7 protein-coding genes are annotated in these 13,281 nt (G+C 34.1%); 3 read left to right on the top strand and 4 right to left on the bottom strand.

Annotation, left to right across the window (positions count from 1 at the left end):
- Nucleotides 1-303: 303 nt before the first annotated feature.
- From ABID42_RS16570 to ABID42_RS16555, 4 genes are all read right to left on the bottom strand, one after another.
- Nucleotides 304-4,422: a hybrid sensor histidine kinase/response regulator transcription factor gene (locus tag ABID42_RS16570; protein ID WP_367284619.1), complete on the bottom strand. Its 4,119-nt coding sequence runs from the start codon at nt 4,420-4,422 to the stop codon at nt 304-306.
- Nucleotides 4,423-4,718: 296 nt separating this feature from the next.
- On the bottom strand, nt 4,719-5,723 hold the full coding sequence (locus ABID42_RS16565; protein WP_367284618.1) for an RES family NAD+ phosphorylase: 1,005 nt from the start codon (nt 5,721-5,723) through the stop codon (nt 4,719-4,721).
- Nucleotides 5,724-5,825: 102 nt separating this feature from the next.
- Nucleotides 5,826-9,482 (bottom strand): family 78 glycoside hydrolase catalytic domain, encoded by a 3,657-nt coding sequence (locus ABID42_RS16560; protein ID WP_367284617.1) that lies wholly within the window; start codon nt 9,480-9,482, stop codon nt 5,826-5,828.
- 229 nt (nt 9,483-9,711) lie between these two features.
- Nucleotides 9,712-10,701: a ClpXP adapter SpxH family protein gene (locus ABID42_RS16555; protein ID WP_367284616.1), complete on the bottom strand. Its 990-nt coding sequence runs from the start codon at nt 10,699-10,701 to the stop codon at nt 9,712-9,714.
- A gap of 305 nt (nt 10,702-11,006) precedes the next feature.
- On the opposite strand from ABID42_RS16555, the gene ABID42_RS16550 reads away from it, so the two are divergent.
- From ABID42_RS16550 to ABID42_RS16540, 3 genes are all read left to right on the top strand, one after another.
- Nucleotides 11,007-11,330 (top strand): winged helix-turn-helix transcriptional regulator, encoded by a 324-nt coding sequence (locus ABID42_RS16550; protein WP_323689281.1) that lies wholly within the window; start codon nt 11,007-11,009, stop codon nt 11,328-11,330.
- Nucleotides 11,331-11,521: 191 nt separating this feature from the next.
- Entirely contained in the window at nt 11,522-12,421 is a 900-nt protein-coding gene (locus ABID42_RS16545) for a helix-turn-helix domain-containing protein (RefSeq protein ID WP_435521481.1), read from the top strand.
- A 65-nt stretch (nt 12,422-12,486) separates the two neighbouring features.
- Nucleotides 12,487-13,236 carry a hypothetical protein gene (locus tag ABID42_RS16540; protein WP_367284614.1) on the top strand — a complete coding sequence of 250 codons (750 nt, stop codon included), beginning with the start codon at nt 12,487-12,489 and terminating at the stop codon, nt 13,234-13,236.
- The last annotated feature ends 45 nt before the right edge of the window (nt 13,237-13,281 follow it).

The following is a 13,281-nucleotide window of genomic DNA, read 5'->3' as shown; positions in this document are numbered from 1 at the left end:
AAGTAAGTGGATGGTAAAAAAACAGGATAGCACATATCGTCAATTATATGTACCATTTGTTCAAAAGACGTGGAATCGTTAAATTAAGGCATTTAATATTACAAAAATGAGGCGCTGACATATGTGCTTGGACTATAAAGCAAAAAACCGCAGCCACAAATAGTCGCTACGGTTTGTATAAGCATTGTATATTTATATCATTTAAATATTTAGAAGTATTTAGTTAAACCTGTAAGAATTTACATGATTGTCTAATAATGAGAATCTTAATTTCAAATCCTTACAGGTTTATATTCTTAATATTTATTCAGAAAAAGATACATTCTTTGAGGCATCTTTTTTTAAGAGAATATATTCTGAAGGCGAAACATTATACTTTGCTCTGAACGCTCTGGCAAAGTAATTTGGATTTGAAAAACCGACTTCATAGCCAATCTGCGAAATTTTCAAATCACTTTTTTCTAAAAGCATGGCTGCTTTTTTGAGTTTTATTGAGCGAACAAACTCTACAGGTTTTTCTCCCGTTAAATGAAGTACTCGGCTATAAAGTGTTCCTCTGCTCATATTCATTTCTTTACTGAGTTCCTCAATTGAAAGGTCGGCTTCACTGATATTTTCTTCAATATGTCGAATGATTTTCATCAAAAATTTTTCATCTTCGGTTTCTATGTCGATTTCAGCAGTTCCAAGATTGATTTGCTTGCTATAAGTATCTTTTAAGCTACTGTTCAGGTTAAGTAAATTATTAATTTTCATGTTCAATAACTGAAAACTAAATGGTTTGGTGAGATAATCGTTCGCACCCGTTTCAAGCCCTTTCAACTGGTCAATTTCTTCTGCCAGTACCGTCAACAAAATGACAGGAATATGTTTGGTTCGGTTATCGTTTTTTAGTTTTTTAACCAATGCTATGCCATCCATATTAGGCATATTAATATCACTTACAATAATTGCAGGATGCGAAGCAAGTGCTTTTTGCCAACCATGCTTTCCATCAGAAGCTTCTACAACTTTGTATCTTTCTTTTAAACTTTCCTTCAGATACGTTCTGAGGTCTTCGCTATCATCCACCAAAAGCAAAACAGGTTTATCAATTTTGTTCGTTTCTTTACTCGCTATTTCATGGGTAAAAGACGTATTGGTTAGTTCTTCTAGCTGAATGACTTTATTGACACTTTGTGTTCGAGTCATTTCCAATAAAGGCAAATAAACCGTAAAAACACTTCCCATCTCTTCTTCGCTTTCCACTTTGATATTTCCTCCGTGGAGTTTCACAAATTCTTGCGTGATAGAAAGCCCAATGCCACTACCTTGATTTAGAATATTCGCAGGATTATTGATTTGATAGAATCTATCAAAGATTTTCTCTAGCATATCATTGGGCAAGCCGATGCCAGTATCGCCAATAATCAGTTTTATGCCATTTTTTGTATCTGCTTCGATATGAAAATAGACATTGCCGTTTTCGTTCGTAAACTTAATGGCATTAGAAAGTAAATTGAGCAAAATACGTTCAACCTTATCTTTATCAAAAACGGTGTAATATTCAGTGATAGAACTTTCGAAATCAAGCTGAATATTTTTTCGTTCAGAAATGTATTTGAATGAATCAAAAATTTCTTTGGCTACCAAAATCAAATCATTTTCGCTCAGGTTCAGCTTTAGCTCATTATCTTCAATTTTCCTGAAATCAAGTAATTGATTCACCAGATTCAGTAATCTTTTGGCATTTCTATTGATTAAATTCAGCGTATCTGCCTTTTCTCTATTTTCTTCTTTGAATAATAAATTTTCAATCGGATTCAGCACAAGGGTTAAGGGCGTTTTTAACTCATGACTCAAATTGGTGAGGAATTTAATTTTTAGCTTTTCCAATTCCATTTTTCGTTCCGCTTCTGTTCTTTCTTTTTCGATTAAATGTTTTACTTCTAGGCGTTCTTGTGCCAAAGCAAATTCATTTCTCAGTTTTTGTATGGCTCTTCTTCTGAGCGACCAAAAAGTAATGGCTAAAATCAACACATAACTAAAATAAGCATAATAAGTACGCCAAAAAGGCGGATTGACGATAATCTCAATTACCTTTTCAGGAGTATGCCAAGAACCATCTTCACTTTTTGCTTTCAACCTAAATCTGTAATGACCGGGGTCAATATTGGTATAAACTGCCGTTGTAACAGAACCTACATTATTCCATTCTTTATCGAAACCCTCTAGCATATACGTATATTGACTTTCGTGTGGGGCAGTATAATTTAAGGCTACGAAATCTAACGAGAAATTCTGTTTGTAACTCAATTCTATTTTTTTAGCAACAGCAATCGGTTCAGTAATTTCAGAGTTATCGACGGGGTTTACACTTTTATTCCCAATTTTCAAGTCCGTCATCACAAGCGAAGGCGTATTTCTATTGTGATTCAGGGCATTGGGATTAAAAAAATTAAAGCCATCTAAACCTCCAAAATACATTTCGCCCGAACTTGTTTTTAAGCCTGCTCCCACATTAAAAGTACTTTGTTGAATTCCATTATGATAAGTATAATTTTTGAAAATTCTTTTTTTAGCATCGAATGTGCTAATTCCTTTATTGGTACTCACCCATAATTTCCCAGATTCATCTTCCAAAATCTTATAAATTACATCGTTAGAAAGTAAATGATTCTCGCCATATTGAATGAATTTTTTGGTTTTTGCATCATACAATGACAATCCACCGCCCAATACTCCAACCCATATTTGTCCCAATTTATCGCAGTAGATACTCAAAACCCTGTCTATTGGCAAATTACTATTTCCATGATTAAGAATATCAAGTGTATTTTGTTGAGGGTTATACTTTGCAAGTCCAGAACCATTTGCTCCAAACCATAAATTTCCTTGTTTATCTTCTTCAATAGCAGTGATGTAGCCATTTAGCGATAAATTCCGAATACCTTTTTGGCTTAACACTTCACTAAAATGAAGCATTTTATTTTCTTCTATACTGTACTTATAAATCCCATTTCCATTAGTCCCAATCCAGATATCTCCTTGTTTATCAGCCTTTAAGCAGTTGATTGGAATATTAGAAAAATCAGTTTTACTTTTATGAATGCTAATATTTTTGACGGCATTTGTTCCTATATTGATAACATAAAGTCCATCCAGATAAGTACCCACCCAAAGTTCATTTCCTAGACGTTCTAATGCCAAAATGGTTTTAGCTTTACCATTTGTGCCATTTAATAAAAAGTGTTTGGTCAATCCTGTTTTTTTATAGAACACATTTAGTCCACCGCCATCAGTACCAATATAAATCTCGCCAGATGGTCCTTCTTCAAAAGCATTAATTACCCCAGCACTCAAGCCATTGGCATCTAAAGGATTAAATTGTTTATGATTGAAAAACGCCAGATTGCTATCATATTTATTGACACCATTTTGAAGCGTACTAATCCAAGCAATACCACATTTATCTAAGTAAATTTCTCTGGTAGAATGCCCAATAAAACTTCCCATTCCACTGTATTTGCTAGATGATGAGTTTTCTATCCGTAACACTTTGCCATTACTTGGGTCAAAGATATTTAACCCTTCTTCTGTACCTATCCAGAGTTTCCCTAAAGTATCAAATGAAATTTTATACACTCTATTACTACTAAGCGATGAAACATCAGTGGTTACGTGCTTAAAATACTTAAATGTTTGGGTTCTTAGTTCCATCACATTCAGTCCGCCCTCATCAGTTCCAAGCCAAATATTGCCATTTTTGTCTTCCGCTATCGTTCTTACTACATTATCTGAAATACTAAATTGGTTGCCTTCTTGATGCAAGAATCGCTTAAAGTTGCCTTTTTTTCTATTGAATAAATGTAAACCCCCATTTGTGCCGACCCAAATATTTTTTTTACTATCTTCAAATACGCATAAAATAACATCCGAATTCAATTTATCCTTTTGTGCAAGATTGACCTTATAGGCAATTACTTTTCTAGTTTTAGGATTAAAATAATATAAGCCTGTGTAAGTTCCAACCCAAATATTACCAAGGTAATCTGCTCTTAAACTCCGAATCCAACCCAGTTGACTAAAATCGAAATTAGTGAAATTATTTAAACTTCGATTGTATAAGGATAAAGTAATATTCGTTCCTACCCATAAATTACCATCTTTATCTTCTTGCAAAGCCATTACCGTTCCTCTTCCAATAGTGGAAGAATCTGTTTCTCGATGTCGATAAAGCGTAAAATTGAGTCCGTCAAATTTATTTAACCCATTTTCTGTACCAAACCACATAAAGCCATACTTATCCTTTAAAATGGCATTGATAGTATTAGAAGCCAATCCATTTTTGGTATTGAAATTAATAAAATTATAGTCTTTTTGCTGTCCAATAGCTTGTTGACACATCAAAAGTAAAACAATTATAAAGTATTTATTTTTCATTCCTAATTAATATTATGCGCTATTTCAGAGACGAATATCGGCATTTTATTTCCACTAGTCGAAGCTATCCATCATTTAAAATATCATGTAGGTTTAGTTAAACGATTCTGTGAACGTTAATAGTGAAAAATAGGCTTAGGTTTGAATGATTTAAGAAGGAGTGGGAATGCTAAAAGTAAATTTATCAACACGGAATCGCTCTAAAAGAATTCTTTATTTTGAACTTTAAACACTCACAGAACGTTATTATCTATCCTTATGCTTAACTTGCAGAACAAAGAGAATGATAAATTTTCTTATATTTCAATTTTAAATAAATCAAATTGGTTAATGTCTTCTTTTCTTAAAAAAATCTCAATGCAAGGCTTCCCAATAGGTTTTAAACTTATTTTTTCAGGATAAAATAAAACCAAGTTAAACTCCTTCTTCTCTTTAGCTGAATTATACTTTATTCCATTATAGCCAAGGTCTTTTGCACAATCCATAATGAATCTTGTTAAATAATAATCAGGCCTCCATAATTCATTATTCCTATCTGTCCTTCCTATTGAATTAAATAATTTCAATGATAGCAATAAAATTGAAGTTGAAGGAGTCAGATGCTCCCACTGAAAAGATAGGTCTAAAATATTATTAATTTTATTTTCTATTTTAAATTCTTGGCACCAAACTAATGAAGCATCCTCATTTGAAACAACTTCTTTTATAGATGCATTTTTATCACTTGCTAGATACAAGTGACTTTGACCTGAATGGTTAAATCTACCTTCTTTTGATTTCCCTTTAGGAGGATGATGCATTTTGTCAGAATTTAAAACCTCAGAGGTTTCAACAGGTCTAGATCTATAAAAGTTACCATCTATTGATAATATAGGTAATTTTTTTTCATGTAATTCTTTGAAAATCTTTTTTGCAAATTTATGCTTGTATGCAAGTAAAGGGTACTTTTCTATATATTGCTCAAACTCTTTGATTACTGTTCCATAAACACGATGTACTTTAGCAAGATGTTTTTCAATCTCTTCATCAAACTTTGTTTTCGTTCCGATACTTAAAGTAAGGTCAATACAGTCATGTCCACAATTTGGACAATGTAAATGTTGAACAATTTTATTCCAATATTTTTCAGCTATATTACACTGTAAAAATAATTCTTCTAATTCAACCCTATCGCCATAAATCCACACGACATCACTTTCATCATAAGGTTGACAATATGAACAGAATTCAATTAAGCGTTGAATATTATTTTTGTAGCGTACTTCTTTGGGGGTTAAATTTAGTTTGGGAGCTTGAAACATAATTGTGTGTTTTAAATTAAAGTTTAGTGCAATTCTTATTAAACTCATAAAAAAGGTCTAAACAGCAGACGCTATTCAGACCTTTTTATAAATGCTTGATGACTATTTCACTTCAAATTCATAAGTTCCTGAACTCAAAGTCATTTTTACTTGCTGGTTTTCAAGGCTTACCTGACTAATTCCTTGTGTTTGCGTCAGGGCTTTGCCACTTTCTTTTACTTGATTAATGCTGTTGGCTGGCAAATAAAGTGTCGCACTGCTGTTGGCTGGAATCGTGGTTTTATAAACAAAAGTATTGCCTACATAACGCCATTCGCTACTGATTTTTCCATATACCGAATCGTAATATCCTTTTGCCCAAGTCATTACTTTATCAGGGTCAGGTGTTGGTTTTAGGATGATGGCTTTGAAGGCAGCCTTTTCTGGACTTCTCTGAATGCCCAAAGAGTAATTATTCATCCAAGCTGCTACTGCTCCGAAAGAGTAATGATTGAAAGAGTTCATGCTATTATTGCCACCAAAGCCATTTTCTACAGTATAAGAATTAAGTCTTTCCCAAATAGAAGTAGCTCCGTTTACGACTGAGTACAACCATGACGGATACTTGGTTTGTTGTAAAAGTCTGTAAGCGTTGGCTGAACTTCCATTTTCAGAAAGTGCTTCTGAAATAGAAGCGGTTCCGATAAAACCTGTCATCAACGAATATTCAGGGCGTTCTACGCCAAGGTCGTCTTTGTTTTTCCTTTGAATACTTTCATTCAGATTTTGAACGGCATAAGCTTTGTTGGTTTCATCGAAAACACCCAAATCCAAAGGAATGGCGTAAGATGCCTGCGTATCAATCAATGTACCTTTATCAGATTTTCCACGAGTATCCGCTTCGTTTGGAGCAGGAATAAAACCCGTTTTTACACCTGATTTAACGGTTTTATGAGAATTTTTATCGACATACACTTCATTGAAAATTTTCTTTACTTCTTCATAACGTGTTTTGAAAGCTGTTGCTTCTTCTGTTTTTTGAAGAATCGTCGCTACTTTATTCATAATTTCTAAATCATAAGCAAAGTACGCCATCCAAAACAAAGTATTATCGTTTTTATTTCCTTCTGGACTCAACCAGTCGCCCAATGGACCTTCGTTCAAAATACCTGTTTTCTTGTCAACTTTAGTTTCTAAAAACTGAATGTAGCGTTTCATGGCGTCGTAGTGTTCCTTCAATAATTGTACATCGCCATATTGTTGATAGGTTTCCCAAGCGACCACAAGCCCAGCACTTCCCCAAAGTGTACCGCCAAAACCGCCACCCATCGGAGCAACGTCGGTGAATCTACCACTTTCAGCTTGTACATCACGCATTGCCAAAAGGTGTCTTCTTAAAAATAAATCTGAGTTGGTAAGGTAGGTAGCACTTTTCGAGAACACTGAAATATCACCGCTCCAGCCCATACGTTCGTTACGAGCAGGTGTATCCGTTGGAATTGAAAGGAAATTACTTCTCAGCGACCAAGTAATATTTCTCCAAAGTTTATTCACCAAATCGTTAGATGTTTCATAGGCTGAACTCAATTCTTTCACAGAACTAATCACCAAGCCTTTTACATCGGCTACTGCAATGGCTTCGTCAACACCTGTTACTTCTACATAACGATAACCGTGGAAAGTAAATCTTGGTTGAATGATTTCGTCACCGCCTTTTAAGATATACATATCTTGTGTCAATGCAGCTCTGATGTTTTCCATCATTACCATTCCTTCATTGCCTTTGTAATCAGGCAGACTTGGGTATTTTACTTCGGCATAACGTAGTGTTATTGCTTGTCCTTTTTTTCCGTTTTTAATCAAGATTTGCGGAAAGCCTACCATATTTTGACCCATGTCATAAACAAATACTTTCGGACGAACTTCTTCTACACTTTGGGCAATCATTGTTTTTACAATGCTGGCATTATCGCCCATCTGACCCACAATTTTACAATCTTGATAATCAAAAGTAGATTTTCTACCCATAAAATCCGTGAAAGTTCCCTTGTATGCTGTTCCTTCTAATGCTACTTCAACCGAAGCTTTCCAAGCATTATCGTTGTAATTGGCACTTGTCCAATCTTTGATAAGTTCCTCTTTATTAGCGTCATAGACTTCTCCTTGAAAATAACTTCCATAACGAACTGGGCCGTCGTTGAAAAACTTCCATTCTTTCGGATTTGAAGTAATTACTTGCTCTGAACCATCTGAATAGGTAATGACCAATTTTGTCAAAACCGATTGGCGGTCACCAAAATAATTCCAGCTTTCACCGCTGTAAGTAATGTTTCCACTCCACCAACCTTCACTTAGCCAAGCACCTATCGCATTTTTTTCGCCTTGTTTCAATGCCGAAGTAACATCGTAAGTTTGGTACAAATGGTGTTTATTGTACTGTGTAAGTCCGGGATTAAAGTAATCGTTACTAACTCTTTTCCCATTCAAATACATTTCATAAATACCTCTTGCAGTTACGTACAAACGAGCATTTTTGATGGCTTTAGCTTGTGTGGCAAAAGTACTTCTAAGCATCGGAGCGGCATTTTTACTTGGATTTGCTAAAATCAAGGCTCCACCCGAAATAGCGTAAGTACTGTTTTCAATACTTAATTTTTCAGATTTAAAAATCCCAGAATAATTACTATTCGTCAACTTTTCAGTAAAAAGTGTATTAGAAGGAAAACGAAAATTCTTGATTTCAAGCTCTGAAAAATAAGCTTTTTGATTCTCGTTCGTCTGAAAACCAATATCCGACAACATCGGAAAACTGATAAAGTTATTACCACTTCCAACAGGATTTAAGTTGAAACCTCTTTGTGCAAAAGGCGAAGTCGGAGCAGCACTTTTATCTTTTAGTAAATTTTCTACTTTGTTTCCATCCACAAAAAACTCAAATACTCCAAAATTACATTCTGCAAAAATCTTATGTTTTTCATATTTATTGGCTTGGTTGATAAGGGTTTGTGGTATTTCAAAAGATTTAAAAACTTTGTCTTTTGAATCACTTTTATCATAACCAACTCTGTAAATATTCAATTTAGCTAATCCGTCTGTCGCTTCTGAAACATTAGAAATATCTAATTCCAAAGCGATATAACTTTGGTTTTGAGTATTTTGCATAGTCATTAAATTCAAGTTTTTATCCATCAAACGAGGGTCATTTCCACCGAAAGTAAAGGCTGCTTTTGTTGAATTAGAAGCTTTGTCGAGCTGGATAGCATATTGAAATTTATAGACAGAAAGATAATGTGCATACAAAACCAAATCTTCATCGCCACCGCCAATCCATTTTGCACCAGACCATGCCGATAAATCTGGATTGGGGTTCATCAAGCCTGTTTCAAACCATGAAGTATTGCTACTCATTTGGTTGAAATTATCCCAAACGTTTACTTTCCAAGTATAGCGAGTGGTGGCTTTTAGGGGTGTTCCGACGTACTCAATGCCATGCGAAAGGTCGGAATTTACTTTTTTAGAATCCCAAACGATTTGATTTTGGGCATCCGAAACGATGATTTGATAAGCTTTTTGAATGTATCCCCTTTTAGGAGATTGCCCTTTTTTGACTTCCGAAACCTGCATTTGCCAAGCAAAATGAGGGTTTAAAATGTCAATTCCTAGAGGATTTGATTGATAATCTACCGTTAAATTTCCGACAGAAACATTCGCAAATACGTTTCCAAAGAATAAAGTAAAGAAGAAAAAGGTAAGCCAATAAGCCTTTTGTTTAAGCATCATATTTAATATTTATTAAGATTGTTTAATAGATATTACAATATATAGATATTTTATAAACTAACCTTTATGTAATCACCTGTTAGGTGGCGAGGCGATAGCAGAAGTAGGTGCTATTTCAAAGAAGAAAATAATGCTGATTTAGCTGAAATGTAAGGGGGAAATAAACATAGTGAGCATCATTCTATTGCTAAAATGATGCTCAAAAATAGGCTTGCATTTTGTTGGGTTGCTACTTTTTCTTCCAAAGAGAACCATTCTTACTTGCGATTTGAGTCAATTCCCCATTTTCTACAAGCTTTTGAAGGTAAGCATCCGTTTCATTTCTAGGCATTCCCGACAGTTCTGCAAATTCTCTAGAGGTAAGTGTTTGATATTGTGTGAATAAATTATTCCAATTTTTATTAATTTGATTTTTCTCAACTTTGGGCTGTAGTTTTTTTAACGTTTGTTCATAAACGCCAAAAGGCTTACTTCCATAAATGGTTTCGTATTTTCCTTCGCTATCTACAAAATACATGGTCGGGAAACCCCTCACTCCTAGTTTGCGCCCCAATTGTAAATCTTCTGAAAAAAGTGTTTTGGCTTTCCCTTCATAATCTTCTTGCAAACGATGAACATCTAAACCCACTTTTTGTGCAGCAAGCGATATATTCTCCCATTTAGCGATGTTCTTCTTTTGCAGGAAAACCATTTCTCTGATTTCACGAAGAAACAACAGTGCTTTTTCTTTACTCTGTAGTTCTGCTGCTTTAAAAGCAATAGAAGGCGGGTAGGAAGAATTAAGTGGATCTTCAAACCAAATATCACCATCAATGGGCATATCATAATATTCACTTACTTCATCCCAATGGTGCGCCACATCTGATGGTTTACTGATTCCCCCACGGTTATACGACCAGTCGGGCAACAAGCCCCCCATTCTGTATTCTACCTCTATATTTTTACCGTATTCAAGCTTTAATTTTCTCAATTGTGGCTCTATTCCCCAACATGAAGAACAAATAGGGTCGGTATAATAAATAATTTTAATCTTTTTTTGGGCTTCGTCTTTTAGTGTTTTTGAATTTTCGTTAACATCCGAATCAGCTATTTCGCAAATGCCAGTTTCTAAGTCACACAAAAGAGGATTGTTTGTTGAGTTATTCATATTTTGTTGTTTCACCTGAGCGGTAGCCAAAATTGGCAATAACATCAGGCTTAGTATTAAGGTATATTTCATTTAGAATAATACCGTGTAGGTTTAATTTAATTGTTCCTTGAGTTTCTGATACAAAGCTCTACATATTTTTGATGGGTGTCAATTAGTCAGAAAAACATGACTATTAAATAATGCCTTATTTTTAATTTTTTTTGCAAAAGATGTTAATTGAAGTTAAAATCAGCTTGAACAAAAGAATAAATCAAGTAAATTGCCCAATTACTATCATTTTGAACTTTATCAAATAAGAAAGAGTTAACATACCAATTGAACATTTTTTCAGAAGAGCCGCCTTACTATATCTGAATATCAGCGCATTAAAATTTATGGAATTTAAGACAGCAAGTACTGATGGATGCCCAGCAGAACATCTTTTAAAAACTCTTTCTGGGAAATGGAAACCCCAAATTTTTCGAATAGCCTTAGAAGGCCCTATTCGTTTTAATTTGTTATTACGACAAATTGAAGGTTCTAACAAACAATCTATTTCGGTAGCTTTAAGAGAATTGGAAGAACAAGAATTATTAGAAAAAGTAATTATCAAGCAAAAACCATTGCATATAGAATATAATTTGTCTGAAAAAGGCAAATCACTTATTCCTATTTTTCGTCAGTTGGAGTTCTTGTCACATGAACAGGTTTTGAATTAAACATTACCATTTATAAATACCAAAGGGAGTATGGAGGCTAAAACTTTTGTACTCCCTTTTTATATGTCATTACCTATAAATCTCAAGGATTATATAAATTACTGTATATAATACCATTATTACTGATTAAGAATATAAATATAAAATCCATGAATATTTATATTAATTTTGGCACAACAGTCAGTACAATCATGGATAAAATCGTAAAATTAGAAAGCGTAGTTCAGTTTAACGCAAAGAGAGGTCAAGAAACTTTACATCCATTGGTAAGTGTTCTAGACCAATCAAAATCAATTCCCATTGAAGCCAATCGCTATGTTTCAGAACTTTATGTCATCTTTTTAAAAGATGTAAAATGTGAAGAAATGAAATACGGACGTAGCCATTACGACTATCAAGAAGAAAGCCTAATTTTTATTGCTCCGGGTCAAGTATTTGGCTTTGAGTTATCCGACAAAATATTGGTTCAGCCAAGCGGTTGGGCATTGGTATTTCATCCAGATTTTATTCGTGGTACTGCACTCGGCAGGCATATTAAAGATTATACTTTTTTCTCTTATGATGTCAACGAAGCCTTACATATCTCCAATCGTGAAAGAGAAGTAGTGTTAGAATGCTTTAAGAAAATCAAATTTGAATTAGAAAATGGCATAGACAAACACAGTAAAACATTAATTATCAGCAATATAGAATTGTTTTTAAATTACTGCGTAAGGTTTTTTGACAGACAGTTTATTACTCGTGAAAATCTAAATAAAGATGCTTTAATAAGATTTGAGCGATTATTAGACGGTTACTTCCAATCTAATAATCCCCAAAAATTAGGTTTACCATCCGTTAAATACTTTGCTGAACAACTTCATTTATCAGCCAATTATTTCGGAGATTTAGTCAAGAAGGAAACAGGAAAATCCGCACAAGAATACATCCTCAGCCAAGTAATCGACATTGCCAAAGAGAAGGTTTTCGATCATAGCAAATCTATTCAAGAAATTGCTTATGAAATGGGTTTTAAATACCCACAACATTTTACTAGACTGTTCAAGCAAAAAGTGGGGCAATCTCCCAATGAATACAGACTGCTTAATTAAAGAAGTTACAATTATCAGAATCAATCAAAAACCCAACTAATATAAAAACGATGTCTTATCAGCGAATGCAAACCTGTGCCCTAAAACGGCACTTGTTATTTAGTTTATTGCTTGTTTCCAATATTATTTTCTGCCAAAAAACAGATAGTCTTCAGCACAGTACTCATTTAGAAGGAACTGTAACCCTAACCAATAATGGACTTTCGTTTATTCCAACTTTTATGTTGGGAAAGCCCGCTACGATATTCGATTTTATAGTCCGCAAAAATCGTTTTAGTTTTGAACCTCAGCTTCGTTTTGCCATTGAAGATGCCAAACCTTGGTCTTTTCTTTTTTGGATGCGCTATAAATTAGCACAAAAAGAAAAATTCAAAATGGGCATAGGCATTCATCCTTCTATTGTTTTTCAAAATAAATCCATTATCGACAACGGAGTATCAAAAGATCTCATTACCGTCAGGCGTTTTTGGGCAGGAGAACTAACTCCGAATTATTACCTTTCTAAAGACATTAGCATTGGGCTTTATCTTTTATATTCAAGAGGACTTGCCGATGCTACTCAACATACCAACTTTGTGGCATTAGGAAGCAATTTCACAAACATTAAAATTAATGAAGCTTTTTACATGAAATTTGCGCCACAAGTTTATTATCTGAGATTAGACAAAGTAGATGGCTATTATGTAACCTCAACAATTACTTTAGCAAAACATAAGTTTCCTTTGTCACTTTCTTCAACCGTAAATCAAAAGATTCAATCGAATATTCCTAGTGATGATTTTGTTTGGAATGTTAGTTTAGCGTATTCCTATTAAAAGAGGCTGTCCAAAAAGTTTTTATCGCCCAATATTATTCTGCGA

Source organism: Arcicella rosea (genome assembly GCF_040543805.1).
In the GTDB taxonomy this organism is placed as follows: Bacteria; Bacteroidota; Bacteroidia; order Cytophagales; family Spirosomataceae; genus Arcicella; species Arcicella rosea.
The sequence above is the reverse complement of the archived record's forward strand: the minus strand, read 5'-3'. Positions and strand labels throughout refer to the sequence as shown.